The organism is Streptomyces sp. V3I8 (assembly GCF_030817535.1).
Lineage (GTDB): Bacteria > Actinomycetota > Actinomycetes > Streptomycetales > Streptomycetaceae > Streptomyces.
In genome coordinates this window covers 1,860,261-1,877,240 of sequence record NZ_JAUSZL010000002.1, presented here as the reverse complement: position 1 = coordinate 1,877,240, position 16,980 = coordinate 1,860,261, and the positions used below count along the sequence as shown (strand labels likewise).

The window sequence follows — 16,980 nt, the reverse complement described above, 5'->3', positions numbered from 1 at the left end:
CCCGGCCCGTAGAGTCGGAGACCAGTGATCCGACGGGCGGATCCGACAAGTGATCCGTGCGGGGCGAGGGAGGTGACCGGGAGCGTGGGTACGGGGAGGACGAGCGCGGGAGAGACCCTCGCGGCGGGCACACGTGCGGCGAGCACCCCTGCGGTGGGAACCTCCGTGGCGGACGCGCGCGCGGCGCGGTCGCATGCCGGATCCGGCACCGGATCCGGTGCCGCGCCCGACGTGTCCCTGCGGCTGGCCGCCGTGTTCCTGCCCGCCGCGCTGCCCCGCGGCGGACGGATCGCCTTCTGGGACCCGGACGGCACCCTCCCGGTCCCCGGCCCGCACACCGGGCTCACGGTCGTGCGACCGCACGGTACGGGCGCGCGAAGGCACGAGGTCCCCGCGCTGACGCTGCCCGTCGCCGCCGCCCTGCCCCATCTCGTACGGGCCGGGCGCGACCCCGCCGCACACCCCGCGACGGCCTGCTGGGGCGCCGCCGCCCTGCACGCGCTGCGGCTCGTCGCGCGCGGCCGGCTGCTGCCCGGCCTGACGCCCGAGGGGTACGACGCCTGGCGGGCCGGCCCCCTGGACCCGGACGACATCGCCCACCTGCGCGCGATCGCCGCGGCCCTCCCGTACGAGGGACACGCCGTACCCCTGCCGGGCCGCGGCCCGCTCCGGCTGCCCGAGCCGGAAGCGCTCGTCCGTGCCTTCCTGGACGCGGTCGCCGACACCCTGCCCCGCACCCCGGCCGCCCCGTACGCCGCCGGGAAACCCTTCGCGGCGAGCGCGCCCACGCGCCTGCCGGGCGCCCAGGACTGGGCCGCGGAGGTCGCCGCCGGCATGGACGCGGGGGTGCGGATCTCCCTGCGCCTGGACCTGTCCGCGTACGAACTCTTCGACGACAGCGAGGACGCGCGGCGGGCCGGCGCGGCCGTCGTCCAGGTGCACAGCCTCGCCGACCCCACGCTCGTCGCCGACGCGGCGGCCCTGTGGGCGGGCACGGCGGACGCCACGTTCGGCCCGCGCGCCCGGGTCGACGCCGCGCTGGCCGTGCGCCGCGCGGCCCGCGTCTGGCCGCCGCTGGACCGGCTGTCCGCGCAGGACGTGCCGGACGTACTGGCCCTGTCCGAGGACGAGCTCTCCGACCTGCTCGGTGTCGCCGCGACCCGCCTCGGCGCGGCCGGCGTCGCCGTGCACTGGCCCCGGGACCTCGCCCAGGACCTGAGCGCGGCAGCGGTCGTCCGCTCCGCGCCGGGCTCGGCCACGGACGGCACGGGCTTCTTCGAGAGCGAGGAACTGCTCCAGTTCCGCTGGCAGCTGGCCCTGGGGGGTGATCCCCTCAGCGAGGCCGAGATGGACGCGCTCGCCGAGGCGCACCGTCCCGTCGTGCGGCTGCGCGACCAGTGGGTGCTCGTCGACCCCGCCGTGGTCCGCAAGGCCCGCAAGCGCGAACTGGGCCTGCTCGACCCGGTCGACGCCCTCTCCGCGGCCCTCACCGGCAGCGTGGACGTCGACGGGGAGAGCGTCGAGGCGGTCCCGGTCGGAGCGCTCGCCGTGCTGCGCGACCGCCTGACGGCCGGACTGCGGCCCGCCGAACCGCCCCCCGGCCTGGCGGCGACCCTGCGCGACTACCAGCTGCGCGGACTGGCCTGGCTCGACCTCATGACCTCGCTCGGCCTCGGCGGCTGTCTCGCCGACGACATGGGGCTCGGCAAGACCGTCACCGTCATCGCCCTCCACCTGAAGCGGGCGCGCACCGAGCCGACCCTGGTGGTCTGCCCCGCCTCGCTGCTCGGCAACTGGCAGCGGGAGATCGAGCGGTTCGCCCCCGGCGTGCCCGTGCGCCGCTTCCACGGGCCGGACCGCTCCCTGGCGGACCCGGACGGCGGCTTCGTCCTGACCACGTACGGCACGATGCGCTCGACGGCGGCACGGCTCGCCGGGCAGACCTGGGGCATGGTCGTCGCGGACGAGGCCCAGCACGTCAAGAACCCGTACTCGGCGACCGCCAGGGCCCTGCGGACGATCCCCGCGCCGGCCCGGGTCGCCCTGAGCGGCACACCGGTGGAGAACAACCTCTCCGAGCTGTGGGCCCTGCTCGACTGGACGACCCCGGGGCTCCTCGGCCCCCTGAAGTCCTTCCGCGCCCGGCACGCGCGCGCCGTGGAGAACGGCGAGAACGGTGAGAGCGCGGAGGCCGCGGCCCGCCTCGCCCGGCTCGTCCGCCCCTTCCTCCTGCGCCGCAAGAAGTCCGACCCGGGCATCGTCCCCGAACTCCCCCCGAAGACGGAGACGGACCACCCCGTCCCCCTCAGCCGCGAACAGGCCTCCCTGTACGAGGCGGTGGTCCGCGAGTCGATGCTCGCCATCGAGAACACCCAGGGCATGGCCAGGCGGGGCCTGGTCCTCAAGCTCCTGACCGCGCTCAAACAGATCTGCGACCACCCGGGGCTGTATCTGAAGGAGGCGCCGGACGAGGGCCCCAGCGGCTCGGGGACGGCCCGGCAGGCCGCCCGTTCCGGCAAACTGGCCCTGCTCGACGAGCTGCTGGACACGCTGCTCGCCGAGGACGGCTCGGCGCTCGTCTTCACCCAGTACGTGGGGATGGCCCGGCTGATCACGCACCACCTCACGGCGCGCGCGGTCCCGGTCGAGCTGCTCCACGGGGGCACGCCGGTGCCGGAGCGCGAGCGCATGGTGGACCGGTTCCAGAGCGGGGCGACACCGGTCCTGATCCTGTCCCTCAAGGCGGCGGGCACGGGCCTCAACCTCACCCGCGCGGGCCATGTCGTCCACTTCGACCGCTGGTGGAACCCGGCCGTCGAGGAGCAGGCCACCGACCGCGCCTACCGTATCGGCCAGACCCAGCCCGTCCAGGTGCACCGCCTCATCACCGAGGGCACCGTCGAGGACCGCATCGCCGACATGCTCGCCTCCAAGCGGGCCCTGGCGGACGCGATCCTCGGCTCCGGCGAGGCGTCCCTGACGGAACTGACCGACCGCGACCTGTCCGACCTGGTCTCACTGCGGAGGTCCACGTGATGTCTCCGACGGTCCGGCGGGACGAGGGCGACGGTCCGGACGAGCCCCACGGGACGGACCGCCCCGCGCCGTCCGTGCCGCCCGAAGGGCGCGGCTGCACGGAGGAGGGGCTCGCGAGTCAGGAGATCGCGCAGGCCGCCGGGACGGCACCGGCTGCCGGGGCGGCGGGGCGGACCGGCGAGGTGCCGCCGGCGGACGAGCCCCGCCCGGCCGGCGGGGAGCGGCCGGCCGACGCGGCTCGGCGGGCCCTGCGCGAAGCACGGCGTGGTGCTGCCGGCGCCCCGGGGCCGGGCCCGGCGGGAACGCCCTGTGCCGCGCCGGGTCCGGATCCGGCGCCGGACGCGCGTCCGGCGCCAGGCCTGCGGCCGGTTGCGGACACGCCTCCGGCGGATCCCGGGCGGCGGCGTGGAACCACGGAAGGCACCACGGCGCTTGGCTCCCGGCCGGGCGACGTCGCACGAGAGGCGCTGCGGCGTGCCGCGGGGACACCGGCGGACGCCGACCGGTGCGACGCGTCCTCGACTCCCGCGCAGGCGGAGCGGGCCGAGGGGGGATCCGAGCCGGCGGGGGCCGGCCGGCCCGACACGGGACCCGGGTCGACGACCGCGGGGCGACCCGGCACGGACACCGCTGTCACGGAGGCCGGACCGCCCGGCGGGGCCTTCGTTCCGGCGGACGCCGGACGGCGCGACACGTTCTGCGCTCCGGAGGAGACCGGCCGGACGCACGGCGTTCCCGCCCCGCCGGAGGACGGACCGGCCGGCGGCCCCGGTGGGGACGCGGTCCCGCCGGTGACCGGTCGGGCCCAGGCCCCCTCCGGAGTCCCGCGTCCCGGCGACGTGGCCCGCGAGGCGCTGCGTGCCGCGCGCACGCAGGCGGAGCGGGAGCGAACCGCCGCTCGGGCGAGCGGTGCCGGTGCCCGCGGGCACCGCGGTGGTGCGGTGCCCGCCGCTCCCGGCCCCCGCCCGGCCGCGTCGAGCCGTGAGGCGGCGGCACGGGTCCGGGAGATGGCCGAGAGGCTGGGCGACACCTTCGAGCTGTCGTCCCGGCTGGAGAGGGAGGCGCAGGCGGACGGGCCCGACGCCGGGCCGGCCACCACGGCCACGCCGGTGACGGCCCCGGACGCCGACATCACCCCGGCGCCCGGCACCTGGCCCGCCACGCTCGAAAGCCCCTCCACCGACAACAGCACCGACGGCCGCACCGACAACCCCGCTGTCCGCCCCGCCGACAACCCCGACAACCCCGACAGCCCGGCCGACAGCCCGGCCGACAGCCGGGCCGCCGACCGCGCCGTCACGCTCCCGGGCCGTTCCATGGCCGCCCCGGCCCGCGACGGGGAGCTGCGGCGCACCTTTCCCGCGTTGTCCGTCCGCCCGCCGGGTGCCGGCACGGGTGGGTTCGCCGAGACGTGGTGGGGCGACGCGTGGGTCGCCGCGCTGGAGGAGACGGCGCTCGACCCGGCGCGGCTCGGCCGGGGGAAGGCGTACGCGGAGAAGGGGCACGTCGACGCCGTCACCGTCACCCCGGGGCTCGTGCTCGCCTACGTGCACGGGAGCCGCCCGCGGCCGTACCGGGTCCAGATCCGGACGCGTACGCTCGCGGACGACGACTGGGAACGCTTCCTCGACGCCGCGGCCGAACGGCCGAGCCACATCGCCGCGCTGCTCGACAGGGACCTGCCCCACGCGCTCGCCGACAGCGGGGTGGAGCTGCTCCCCGGCCCCGGCGACCTCGTCCCGCGCTGCAGCTGCCCCGACTCGGGCCACCCCTGCAAGCACGCGGCCGCCCTCTGCTACCAGACCGCACGGCTGCTGGACGAAGACCCGTTCGTGCTCCTCCTGCTGCGCGGCCGGGGCGAGCGCGAGCTGCTGGACGAGTTGTCCCGGCGCAACGCCACCCTGGCCGCCCGCTCGGCCCGCGCCGCCGAGGAACCGGCTCTGCCCGGCGTACCGGCGCGCGAGGCCGTCGGGCGCCGGGTGCTGCCGCGGCTCCCGGCCCCGTTGCCGCCGCCGGCGCATCCGGAGCAGCCCCCGGCCTACCCGGCCTCGCCCGGCGGCCCCGACCCGTTCGCGCTGGACCAGCTGGCCACCGACGCGGCCGCCCGCGCGCACGCCCTGCTCACCACGGGCCGCGACCCGCTCGCCGAGCTGACGCTCTGGCAGGACGCCGTCCGGCTCGCCGCCGCCCGCCCGGGTTCCGGTCTCACCGCGACCACCCGTGCCTTCTACGGTTCCCTCGCCACCGCCGCCGGCCGCACCCCGGCCGACCTCGCCCGGGCGGTCGCCGCGTGGCGCCAGGGCGGACTCGAAGGACTCGCCGTGCTCGAAGAGGCCTGGGACCCGCCGGCGGGCCGCTTCGACCGGGCCCGCCCGCTCCTCCTCGCGGCCGACTTCCCCGCCTTCCGGCCCTGGCACAACCGCCTCACCCACCCCCGCGGCCACATACAGCTCCGTCTCGGCCACGACGGCCTCTGGTACGCCTACGAGTCGGAGCCGGACCACGACGACTGGTGGCCCCGCGGCACCCCCGACCTCGACCCGGTCGGCGCCCTCACCGGCCTGGGCTCACCGACCGGGTTCTGAGCGCGAGCCCTGACCGAGGCCGAGGTCGAGGCGTCCGCCCCGGCCACGCCGGCCGACCACCTCGGTCGGCCACCCCAACTACCCGGATTCACCCGCGAGCCGGCGCGCGGCCTCGTACCATGACGTCCATGATCTCCAGCCAGTGCCGCCCTGCCCCGCGGTTCCGCGTGCGCACGCCGCACGGCTGTTGTTGATCCTCGCCGAGCCGGAGCCGGAGCCGGAGCCGGAGCCCGAGCCCGAGTTGCAGCCGGAGCTCGTGGCCGGACAGCGGTGATCGTCGGCGGGTCTTCGTTCGGACCGTAACTGCGCCCTTGGCCGCCTCTCCCCGGCGCACACCATCCAGCTCGTCCTCCCCCCCCCGGCTCATCCCTCCCAAGCACGGTCCGGCCCGAAGGCCCGGCGAGCTCCGCCGTACCCGCACGCATGCCCGTGAACCTCCCGAGAGCAGGAGCCCACCCATGCCCCGCAACAGCGCGCGTACCAGCACATATACCGGCACACATACCGGCACGCATGCCGGCGCCCGTGACGAGGAGTCCGTCCACGACCGGCGCAGACTCCGGCAGTGGCTCGCGGGCGAAGCCCGGGCCGACGGCGTCGAACGCCGCGACATGCTCCGGCTGCTCGCCGCCGCCGGACTGGCCACGACGGCCACCGCCGCCACCGCGGGCTTCGCGCCACCCGCCCCGGCCGCTGCCGGAACCGCCGGACGGACCGAGCGGGCCGCGGCACCCCGGGACAGCTCGGCCGCCGCGGTCCCGGGGATCGTCAAGCCCCTCCCCGAGGCCTGGTTCACGTCCCGGGGCACCAACGCCGAGACCAGGTTCGAGGCCCTGGCCGGCACCGGCCACCACACCCCCACGGACCGCTTCTTCGTCCGGAACCACACCGCCACCCCCGTCCTGGACGCGAACACGTGGACCCTCACCGTCTGGGGGGACGGCCTCGTCAAGGGCCGCACCAGCGAGTTCACGCTCGACGACCTCAAGCGCCTGCCCGCCACCACCCGCAGCGCGTTCGTGGAGTGCGCGGGCAACGGCCGCAGCTTCTTCACGACACAGCAGGGCCAGACCGTGTCCGGCACGGCCTGGACCCTGGGCGCGGTCGGCGTGGCCCGCTGGCGCGGCGTACGGCTCGCCGAGGTGCTGCGCCGGGCCGGGCTGAGCCGTGGAGCCGTGGACGTCCTGCCCCGCGGCCTGGACGCCGACTACGTCACGGCGGACGGCACGAACCTCGGCCGGGTCCGCCGCCCGCTGCCCCTGTCGAAGGCCCTGGACGACGTGCTGCTCGCGTACGAGATGAACGGCGAGCCCCTCCCGCCGGACCACGGTCACCCCGTACGGGTCCTGGTGCCGTCCTGGGTCGGTATCGCGTCGATCAAGTGGGTCGGCGACATCGAGGTCTCCGCCCAGCCGCTGTACTCCCCGTGGAACACCGACTTCTACCGGCTGTTCGGCACGGCGTACCCCGAGGGCGGCAGCGCCCCGCTCACCCGCCAGACCCTCAAGAGCGCCTTCGAACTCCCCTGGAACGCGCGCCTGGAGGCCGCCGCCGACCACCGGCTCACCGGGCGTTCCTGGTCGGGCGCGGGCGCGATCGCCCGCGTCGACGTGAGCACCGACGGCGGCGTGACCTGGCAGCCCGCCCGCCTCCACGACGCCCCCCGCCGCGCCGACTGGGTGCGCTGGTCCGCCGACTGGCGTCCGGCGGCCCCGGGGGCGTACACCCTGCTGGCCCGCGCGACCGACACCACGGGCCGCACCCAGCCGCAGGCCACGGTCCACAACACCCAGGGCTACCTCTTCGACGCGGTCGTCCGGCACCCGGTCCAGGCCGTGTGACGCACCCTGCGCCCCGCGCTCCACTCCCCGCGACCCCGGCCGTGGCCCGCCGCACGACACGCGGCGGGCCACGGCCACGCGCCGTCCCGGGCCGTTCCGTAGCGGCGAACAGCCCTCGGTCATGACCATTGCCGACCGCAACACACCTCGCTATGTTAATCGAAAATCACATCGGTGCGACAAGGGTCGGCACGCGTCGGTCGCACAACCGGCGGATCTGCGCAGGTACCTGGACCATCTGTCCCTTCAGGGAAGCAGGTAAGTCAATGGAGAATCTCAGCAGACGAAGGCTTCTGTCCCTCGGCGCCGCACTCGGCCTCGTGGGTGCGACGAACCCCGCCCAAGCATGGGCGTCGACCGGTTCGGTGGCCGAAGCCGCCGCGGGCACCGGTCCGCAGTGGATCTGGGACGACGTGGCGGACCCGCTGATGGTCTCGATGCTCGACGGCGGCCACGTCCCGGCGATCAACGCCGCGTGGGCGTCGTGGGTGGACAACGACGACGCGCTGCCCGGCGGCCTGCCGGCCGACTTCACCGCGTACCTGCGGCAGGTCAACCGGCTGCCGTCCTGGGCCGATCCCGTCAAACTGGCCCGCGCCGCCGACTTCAACCGGCGCAGGGACACGTACCTCTTCATGCTGTACGGCCTGGGCGGCGGCATCATGAGCACCGTGATCCCGCGCGAGGCCAAGAGCGTCTACTGGTCCGCGGGCGGCGCCGACATGCAGGACCGCGCGGCGAAGACGTTCACGTTCGGCTACGACCTGTCCCAGCTGAAGGCCTTCGAGCCGACGGGGCAGTTCGTCGTCACCGCCAACAAGACGCGCGTGGTGCACGCCGCGGTGCGGCACCTGCTGCCGCAGTCGCCGCACTGGCGTGCCGTGGCCGACGAGAGCGTCCCGATCAGCGCCGCCGACATCCTGGTCACCTTCCACAGCCTGGGCACCTTCGTGTACCGGAAGCTGCTCGACTGGAAGATCCCGTTCCCGGCCGCGGACCAGGAGGCGTTCCTGCACGCGTGGCAGGTCGCCGTCCACCTGCTCGGTGTGCCGTACGAGCACATCCCGCGGACGTGGGCGGCCGCCGAGAAGCAGGCGGCACAGGTGCTCACCCCGATCCTCACCCCGTCGACCGAGGGCATCGCACTGGCCGAGGACCTGCTCGGCCTGACCGCGCAGATCGACCTCGGTGTCACCCGCGGGTTCCTGAACGAGTTCGTGCGCTACGTCCTCAACGACGAGGTGGGGGACTGGCTGGGGCTGAAGCGCGACTACGCGTCGGCGGCCCTGGTCCGCACCGCCTGGCCGGCGTTCATCCTGTTCCGTGAAGGGCTGTCGCCCGTCATGCCGGGCACCTTCTACGTGTTCGACCAGTTCGTACGGGCCCTGGCCATGCTGTTCCTCAACAAGGGGTCCTCCGGGAGCACCACGCCCATCACCATTCCCACGGGGAACAGAGCGGGTTGAACCGCCGCTCCGGTTCCGCCGGCCGGTCAGAGGCCCAGCGCGGCCACGACCAGAGCGGTCACCGTCTCGCGCCGGTCGGGGCTGTCCCGCCACCGGAGCCTGCGTCCCGCCTCGACCACCACGCCGAACCCCGCGTGCACCAGCACCCGGGCCTGGCGGGGGTCCAGTTCCGGGCGGGCCAGCCGCAACTGCCGTTCCCAGACGGCGATGTGCTTGCGCTGCGCGAGGACCACGGGCCGCCGCGGGCCGGCCGGCAGGCCCGCCAGCTCGGCCTCGGCGACGCTGTTGAGCGCGGTGTGCTCGAAGCTGTAGGCCACGTACGTCGCCGCCAGCGCGACGACGGCGTCGTGCGGGCCGGTCACCTCGCGCAGACTCCGCTCCACACCCTGCGCCAGCAGCCCCGCGGCCTGGAGGCACGCCGCCGCCAGGATGTCGGTCTTGCCGGGGTAATGGCGGTAGAGCGCGGACGGGGTCAGGCCCACGGCCTCCGCGATCTGCTCGTTCGTGACGCTGGCGAACCCGTTCCTGGCGAACAGCGGGACGGACGCCGCGAGGATCTCCTCGCGGCGCGTACGCGGCACGGGCCGGGCGGGCAGCTCGACGGGGCGCGCGCCCGGCCGGTCCGCCGCGGGACCGCTGGCGGCCACGCGCAGCGCGGACGCCAGCAGCAGTTCCTCGGCCCGGCGCCCGGCGATGGAGGTGCGATGCATCGTGACGGACCCGATCGCGCCGAGGGCCGCCGTGGCCCGCAGCCGCCCGTCGGGCAGCGGATGCTCGCGCTGCACCGCCTCGTCGACCCGTCCGACGAGGCGGCCGAACTTCGCCGCGAGACGCCGGCGGTCCTCGCGGCCGAGGTACCGGGCCTCCCACCGGTACACGCCGCCCGACGCGCGGTGGGCGACGGTGATCCGGGTGACGGCGGTGAGCACGTCCGTCAGGGCCGCCCCGGCCGGCACCTCGTCGAGCGCGGCGACCAGCCCGTCCACCATGACGTCGGCGCACTCCGCGAACAGCGCGTACTTGTTCGGGAAGTGCCGGTACAGGGCGGCCGCGGTGATCCCCACGGCGGCGGCGACCTCCTCCATGGAGGCCGTGTGGTAGCCGCGCTCGCTGAAGACCCGCCCGGCCGCGTCGACGATGAGCTGTCTGCGGTTGCGGGGCCGCGTCGCCGGGCCCGGGGTCGCCGCCGAACGGGCGGACGGGGAGGCGGGAGCCATGCGGATCAGTCAACCACACGCCGTCCGGGGGCCGGCCGGACGAAGGTGAGGACCGGTTCGACCGCGCTGCCGTCGCACAGGACGGCCACGGCCGCGCCGATGTCCTCGAACGGGAAGGTGGTGCCCAGCCGGTCGAGCGGGAAGAGGCCCCGCACGTCGAACGTCACCTCGCCGCCGAGGAGGGCGAGTTCGCCACGCGGGCGCAGCGCGCCGACGGCCCGGCGGGCCGTCGGCGGACGGCCGGTGGCCCCGACGACCTGGTACGCGGCGCCGAGCGCGATGGCCGACGCACGGCGGGAGGCGGCTGGGCCGCCCTTCTTCCGGGGCTCGTGGAACCGGGCGCGGGTCTCGGGCACGTCCAGGTGCGGTGTCCTCCCGTCGGTGCCGGCACGCAGGAGCGGAACGTCAGGATGGTGCGGGTCCGGGAGGTGCCGTGGACGACCGCGCCGCCCCCGGCCGCCGGGCGGCGGCCCGCGCGAGGGAGGCGGACCGGAGGGGGGCGGAGGACCGGGGGCGGAGCGTCGTGGGAACGGGAGCGCAGGGTCACCGGTGACCGCGCCGCCCGCCGTCCGGGCGGAGGTGGACCGGGCGGTCGCCGCGGCCGACTCCCGGCTCAACCGCAGCGAGCAGGTCAAGCGGTACGAGCTGCTGACCGAGGAGTGGGGTCCGGCGACCGGCGAGCTGACGCCGTCGCTGAAGATGCGGCGCCGGGTCATCCGGGACAAGTACGCCGACTCGCTGTCCGGGCTCTACGAGGGCTGAGCCGGACCTTTTCGCCTCCGCCGCCGCGAGGCCGGGCGGCCGTTCCCCCGCCGGCAGTCAGCAGTCAGCAGTCGGCAGCCGACAGCCGGCCGGGGGAACGGCCGTCTGCCGTCTCTTCCCGGCCGCCTGCCGTCCCCGACGCGGTCGGGTGCCGTCATTCCCGGTCGGGGGACGGCACCCGGCAGCGTCAGGGCCTTCTCGGAGTCCGTAGGTTTTGCCGATGACGTCCCGCTGGATCTCGCTGGTCCCGCCGTAGACCGTGGAGACCACGGCGGCCCGCAGGTGACGCTCCATGTCGAACTCCGTGGCGTAGCCGTAGCCATAGCCGCCGCCGGAGCCTGCGTACTCCTCGGGCAGGCACACCCCCAGCCGGCCGAGGCCGGCGATCCTGCGGTACAGCTCGGGGTTGTGGGCCTCGCGGCCGCCCGAGGTCAGCGCGTCGCGCTGCTCCCGGGCGCCGCACTCCCGCTTGGCGAAATCCCGGACGGCCGCGACGACATCGGCCTGCTCCTCGGTGAGGCGACGGCCCATCAGGTCCTCCAGGATCGGTGTCGCATGAGGGGACGCACTGTTCGTCTCACCGGCGCCGGTGCAGCGCCCGGGCCAGCCGGACCGCACGTTCCCGCGTGGCGGCCGGAACCCCGAAGGAGGTCAGCGCGACCGGCGGGGTGAACCGCTGTACCGTCGTCGACTGGACGGAGGTGAAGGCGCGCAGCCCCTCCTCGCCGTGGATCCGCCCGAAGCCGGAATCCTGCGAACCGCCGAACGGCAGCGCCGGCACCGCCGCGAAGCCCAGCACCGAGTTCACCGACACCGCTCCCGCGCGCAGCCGCGCCGCGATCGCCGCACCGGCGCGCCCGCCGCGGCAGAACACCGCGGCCCCCAGGGCGTACCGCGAGGCGTTGGCCCGCTCCACCGCCTCGTCCACGTCGGCCACCGGGTTGATCACCACGACCGGTCCGAAGGTCTCCTCCGTCATCGCCGCCGCGTCCTCCGGGACGTCGGTCAGCACGACCGGCGCGATGTACGGGGCGCGGACCGACCCGGGCCCGCCCAGCAGGGCCCGGCCCCCCGCCGAGACCGCACCGCTCACGTGCCGTTCGACGACCGCGACCTGGCCCGGCAGCGTCATCGGACCGTAGGCTGCGCCCGCCCCGCCGCCGGGGCGCAGCGCCCCGGCCCGCTCGACCACCCGCTCGCACAGCTGCGCGTGGACCTCCCGCACCGCGTAGACGCGCTCCACCCCGGCGCAGGTCTGCCCGGCGTTGCTCAGCGCGCCCCACACGATCGCGTCGGCAGCCGCGGCCAGGTCCGCGTCCGCGGTGACGATCACCGCGTCCTTCCCGCCGCACTCGGCGAGGAACGGCGTGAGGGTCGCGGCGCACACCGCCATCACCGTGCGGGCGGTCCCCGGCGATCCGGTGAAGGCCAGTTTGTCGACCCCGGACCGGGCCAGGGCGTCCCCGGTGGACGCCGGGCCGGTGACGGTGCCGAGCAGCCCGGCGTGCCGGGGCACGGCGGCGTCGAAGAGCCCGGCCAGCAGGACCCCGGTGCCCGGGGTCAGTTCGGACGGTTTGAAGACCACGGCGTTCCCCGCCGCCAGGGCATAACCGATGGAGCCCATCGGCGTGTACAGGGGATAGTTCCAGGGGCCGATGACGCCGACCACGCCGAGCGGCCGGTGCACCAGTGAGGCCCGCTGGTGGAGGGCGAACGGTCCGGTGCGCACCTTGCGCCGGCGCAGCACGCGGTCCGCGTTGCGGGCGGCCCATCCCAGGTGCTCCAACGTGAGCACGACCTCCAGCGCCGCGTCGCCGGCCGGCTTGCCGGTCTCCTCGGCGATGGTGCGGGCCACGGTGTCCAGTTCGGTGGCCAGGGCCTTCTTCCAGCGCAGCAGGTGCTCACGGCGCCGGGCCGCGGGCAGCGCCGCCCAGCCTGCCTGGACGGTCCGGGCCCGGACCGTGGCACGGGAGACCGCCTCCGGCCCGTGCACCGGATGCTCGGCGATGGGCTCGCCGGTCGCGGGGGAGTACGTGGTGAAGACCGCGGCGTGCGGTGCGGCGGCCGGGGTGGTGTCGGTCATCGGGTCTCCTGACGGGGGACACGGGGGACACGGGGGACGGACGACTCCTCCGGCCGCGGGGACGCCGCCCGGACCGGCGGACGCGGCCCGAGGGGACACCCTGGGAGTCGAAGATACTGAAACTATTAAACTGTTTCACGGGACGTCAATACTCCGGACACGGCGGAGACAAGAGGGCATCCGTGGCGGTGCCGTCGCCGCGGTCCCGGGCCGTGCCCGGATTCCTGCGGAGGCCCTGTCGCGGCACCGAAGGCCCTGTCGCGGCACCGGAGGCCGTGTCGCAGGAGGCGCCTGTTCCGCGATCGCACGTACCGACGCGTACGCACGCACCGCCTCGTAGGTCCACCGGGCCGGAGGCGCCGCCCGGCCCGGAGATCCGGCCCGCGGGCCGGCCGGGCCATTTCTCCTGCGCCACGGTGACGGGCGCCACCGGACTTCGGCGCCACCGGACTTCGGTGCCACCGGACTTCGGCGCCGCGGGAGGCGCGCCGTCAACGGCGGATCGACCAGCCGCGTTCACTCAGGGCGGCGGTCAGGGCGGGGGCCGCCGCGGGGCTCACCATCAGCTGGACCAGGCCCGCCTGCCGGCCGGTCGCGTGGTCGATGCGTATGTCCTCGACGTTGACGCCCGCGCGCCCGGCGTCCGCGAAGATGCGGGCCAGTTCGCCCGGCTGGTCACTGACGAGGACGGCCACCGTCGCATAGGAGGCGGGCGCCTCGCCGTGCTTGCCGGGCACCCTGGCCCGGCCCGCTCCGCCCCGGCGCAGGACCTCCTCGATGCCCGCCGCGCCGCCGCGCCGTTTGGACTCGTCGGCGGACTGCAGGGCGCGCAGCGACTCGACGGTCTCCTCCAGGTCGGCCGCCACCCCCGCGAGCACCTCCGCGACGGGACCCGGGTTGGCCGAGAGGATCTCGATCCACATCCGCGGGTCGGACGCGGCGATCCGGGTGACGTCGCGGATGCCCTGGCCGCACAGCCGTACCGCCGTCTCGTCGGCGGCCTGCAGCCGGGCGGCGACCATCGAGGAGATGAGCTGCGGCGTGTGCGAGACGAGGGCGACGGCCCGGTCGTGGGCGGCGGCGTCCATGATCACGGGCACGGCGCGGCAGAGCGCGACCAGTTCCAGGGCGAGGTTCAGCGCCTCCGTGTCGGTGTCCGGCGTCGGGGTGAGCACCCAGGGCCGGCCCTCGAACAGATCGGCGCTCGCCCCGAGGGGGCCGGAACTCTCCTTGCCCGCCATGGGATGGGTGCCGATGTACGAGCGCAGATCGAGTCCCAGGTCCTCCAGCTCGCGCCGGGGCCCGCCCTTGACGCTGGCGACGTCGGCGTACCCGCGCGCCGTCCCCGTGCGCATGGCCCCGGCCAGCACGGAGGCGGTGTGCGCGGGCGGCACGCAGACGAGCGCGAGGTCCACCGGGCCGGGGGGTGGCTCGTCGCTGCCGGCGCCGAGGGCCGCCGCGGTCCGGGCCCGGTCCGGGTCGTGGTCGGCCAGATGGACGACGACGCCGCGTCCGGCGAGCGCCAGCGCCGCGGACGTACCGATCAGACCGGCCCCGATGACCAGGGCGGTCCTCATCGGAGGCCGCCCTCGTGCCGGGTCGCCGCGCGGCGGGGGAGGGCCGCCGGCCCTTCGTGCTGCTGCTCGGTGTCCACGTGCTCCATCCATGTCCGGAGGGACCCTTCACCAGGATCGCGCCGGTCCGGACGACGGGCCCGGCGCGCGTGCCGCGGCCGGCCCCGCCCGGATCCGGACCTGGTGTGGGTGCGGGTGTGGGTGCGGCTTCAGTCGGCCCAGTGTTCGAGGACCCGGCGGCGGATCCGCTCCGGATACGCCTGGGCGAAGGAACTGTGCGGGAGCCGGTCCTCGCCGGGGGCGGACAGCAACCCGTCGTGGAAGACGATCGGGCCGGACTGGGCGGCGCGCTCCTCGCGTGTGTAGCAGTTCAGCAGCGGGTGGACGAATCCGTACCACGCCTCCGCCCGGTCCAGGGGGTGGATCCGGGTGGCCAGTGCCCACAGCAGGTCGGTGTCGTCGGCCGGGTCGATGTCGTCGTCCAGGACGAAGGTGGCCGCCGTGGCGCGGCCCGAGTGGGACCCGGAGAGCACCTTGCCGATCCGGTGCGTGAGTGCGGCGGAGTCGACACCGGGCAGCCGCTCCCGCCAGTCCCGGGGGACGGTGACCACCATCCAGTGCGACGCCGCACGCAGGGGCGACCAGGCAGTGGTGACCGGCAGCCCGGCGGCGCGCAGCTCCGCCAGGACTTCGGCCGCCTGACCGACGCCCGTCACGGTGTGGAACTCGTCCACCGGCCGGCCCTCGGCCACCAGCGGCCAGATCGGGTCGTCGCGGTGGGTGATGGCCTCGACCGTGTACACCGGCTGCATCGACGTCTCGGTGGAGCCGTATCCGGCGAACTCGCCGAACGGTCCCTCCCGCGCGTCGCGGCCGACGGACAGATGCCCCTCGATGACGATCTCCGCGCCCGCGGGCACCTCCAGATCCACCGTCTCGCACCGCACGACGTCGACCGGCTCGCCGTGCAGCGCCCCGATGTAGCCGGCCTCGTCGACTCCCGGCGGCAGCGGAACGCCCCCGACGAACGGGATGGCCGGGTCGCCGCCCTGCACCAGCGCGTACGGCATCGGCTCGCCGATCTCCACCCACTGCGACCAGATCATGCCGATGTGCTGCGCCGGAATCACCAGGCCGGTCATGTGCCTGCCGTCGATCAGCATGATCCGGGCGATGGACCAGTTGGTCCACCGGCCGTCCGGTGTCCTGGCGACGATGATGCCCCAGGTGTTGGCGTAGGGTCCGCCGTCGAACTCGTGGACCCGGGGCACCGGGAAGCGGTCGAGGGTGGCGTCGTCGCCCAGCAGCACGTTCTGCTTGCAGGGCGCGTCCTCCCGTGCGACCGGCCGAGGGGGCACGGGCTTCGCCTCGCGGGTGCGGGCCAGGTGGTCGACCAGTTCGGCGGCGGTGGTCCCGGCGGGCAGGCCGACGGACAGGGCGACCCGGGCCAGCGGCTTGCCGGGAGCGGAGCTGAGCGCGGCGGGCGCCCCGAGCAACCGGAAGCCCGGCGCGACGCCCTCGACGTTCTCGAACAGCGGGGCGGCGGACTGCCGTTCGCAGGACAGACGGCTGATCGCGGCGGCTTCCAGGTCGGCGCTCACCGGTCGTGTGACGCGGTGCAGGTCGCCGAGGGCCTCCAGTGCGTCGAGGTAACCGCGCAGTTCACCGAACCGGATCACCGGCCCGGCCGTGGGGTCGGTCGTGGGGCTGGTCGTGGGGTCGGCCGTGGGGTCGGTCATGAACGGGCGCTCCTCTGTTTCGTGCCGTTGTGGCGTGTCGCGGGGGCGTCGGCCGCGGGGCCGGCCGGCGGCCGCGGGAAGCCGTCCCAGCGCCGGGCGCCGGCGGTCCCGAGCCCGAACTGGTCGAGGACTCGCATGACGATGTGGCCGACGATGTCGTCCACCGACTCCGGCCGGTTGTAGAAGGCGGGCATGGGCGGCACGATCGAGACGCCCATGCGGGCGAGTTCCAGCATGTTCGACAGATGGATCTCGTTGAGCGGCGTCTCCCGCGGCACCAGAACCATCCGGCGCCGCTCCTTGAGCGTCACGTCGGCGGCGCGGACCATCAGCCCTTCGCCGTACCCGGCCCGGATGCCGGCCAGCGTCTTCATGCTGCACGGGACGATCACCATGCCGTCGGCGGGGAACGAGCCGGAGGAGATCGCCGCCCCCTGGTCGTCGGGCGAGTAGGTGACGTCGGCCAGCGCGGCCACCTCGCGGGCGCTCAGCCCGGTCTCCAGCTCCACCGTCGTGCGCGCCCAGCGGCTGAGCACCAGATGCGTCTCCACCTGCGGGTTCCCGCGCAACTCGGTGAGCAGCCGAACGCCCAGCGCCGCACCGGTGGCGCCGGTCATTCCCACGATCAGTCGCATCCTGCCTCCACCGAAACCTTCCGTGTACGGAATATCCTTGTA

Annotated in this window: 11 protein-coding genes and 1 pseudogene; 5 read left to right on the top strand and 7 right to left on the bottom strand. The window is 75.3% G+C overall.

Features of this window, described 5'->3' with window-relative positions:
• Positions 1-165 precede the first annotated feature (165 nt).
• The 4 genes from QFZ75_RS08240 to QFZ75_RS08225 all read left to right on the top strand — a co-directional run bounded on the left by QFZ75_RS08240 (position 166) and on the right by QFZ75_RS08225 (position 8,928).
• Entirely contained in the window at positions 166-3,036 is a 2,871-nt protein-coding gene (locus tag QFZ75_RS08240) for a DEAD/DEAH box helicase (protein ID WP_373465826.1), read from the top strand.
• A gap of 359 nt (positions 3,037-3,395) precedes the next feature.
• A complete protein-coding gene (locus tag QFZ75_RS08235; protein ID WP_373466031.1) occupies positions 3,396-5,621 on the top strand; it encodes an SWIM zinc finger family protein in 2,226 nt (741 codons plus the stop codon).
• A 458-nt stretch (positions 5,622-6,079) separates the two neighbouring features.
• Positions 6,080-7,462: a sulfite oxidase gene (locus QFZ75_RS08230; RefSeq protein WP_307535111.1), complete on the top strand. Its 1,383-nt coding sequence runs from the start codon at positions 6,080-6,082 to the stop codon at positions 7,460-7,462.
• 266 nt (positions 7,463-7,728) lie between these two features.
• Positions 7,729-8,928 carry an oxygenase MpaB family protein gene (locus QFZ75_RS08225; RefSeq protein ID WP_307535110.1) on the top strand — a complete coding sequence of 400 codons (1,200 nt, stop codon included), beginning with the start codon at positions 7,729-7,731 and terminating at the stop codon, positions 8,926-8,928.
• Between the two features lie 26 nt (positions 8,929-8,954).
• Here QFZ75_RS08225 and QFZ75_RS08220 read toward each other — a convergent pair whose 3' ends face one another.
• Positions 8,955-10,145: a TetR/AcrR family transcriptional regulator gene (locus tag QFZ75_RS08220; RefSeq protein ID WP_307535108.1), complete on the bottom strand. Its 1,191-nt coding sequence runs from the start codon at positions 10,143-10,145 to the stop codon at positions 8,955-8,957.
• 5 nt (positions 10,146-10,150) lie between these two features.
• A complete protein-coding gene (locus QFZ75_RS08215; RefSeq protein ID WP_307535106.1) occupies positions 10,151-10,501 on the bottom strand; it encodes a hypothetical protein in 351 nt (116 codons plus the stop codon).
• 199 nt (positions 10,502-10,700) lie between these two features.
• Between QFZ75_RS08215 and QFZ75_RS08210 the strand changes: the two are divergent.
• Positions 10,701-10,907 (top strand): annotated as a pseudogene (locus QFZ75_RS08210) (long-chain fatty acid--CoA ligase); the annotation flags it as partial.
• 57 nt (positions 10,908-10,964) lie between these two features.
• On the opposite strand, the gene QFZ75_RS08205 reads toward QFZ75_RS08210, so the two are convergent.
• The 5 genes from QFZ75_RS08205 to bagM all read right to left on the bottom strand — a co-directional run bounded on the left by QFZ75_RS08205 (position 10,965) and on the right by bagM (position 16,938).
• Positions 10,965-11,438: an acyl-CoA dehydrogenase family protein gene (locus QFZ75_RS08205; protein ID WP_307535104.1), complete on the bottom strand. Its 474-nt coding sequence runs from the start codon at positions 11,436-11,438 to the stop codon at positions 10,965-10,967.
• Positions 11,439-11,484: 46 nt separating this feature from the next.
• Positions 11,485-12,990, bottom strand: coding sequence for an aldehyde dehydrogenase family protein (locus tag QFZ75_RS08200; RefSeq protein WP_307535103.1), 1,506 nt, complete (start codon positions 12,988-12,990; stop codon positions 11,485-11,487).
• A 491-nt stretch (positions 12,991-13,481) separates the two neighbouring features.
• Positions 13,482-14,567, bottom strand: a complete 1,086-nt coding sequence (locus QFZ75_RS08195) for a prephenate dehydrogenase (protein WP_307535102.1) — start codon at positions 14,565-14,567, stop codon at positions 13,482-13,484.
• Positions 14,568-14,773: 206 nt separating this feature from the next.
• Complete coding sequence (gene bagN, locus QFZ75_RS08190) at positions 14,774-16,303, bottom strand: bagremycin/ferroverdin biosynthesis UbiD family decarboxylase BagN/FevL (protein WP_307535100.1); 1,530 nt, start codon at positions 16,301-16,303, stop codon at positions 14,774-14,776.
• Positions 16,300-16,938, bottom strand: a complete 639-nt coding sequence (gene bagM / locus QFZ75_RS08185) for a bagremycin/ferroverdin biosynthesis UbiX family decarboxylase BagM/FevK (RefSeq protein ID WP_307535098.1) — start codon at positions 16,936-16,938, stop codon at positions 16,300-16,302. The genes bagN and bagM overlap by 4 nt, the downstream gene beginning before the upstream one ends.
• Positions 16,939-16,980: the final 42 nt, after the last annotated feature.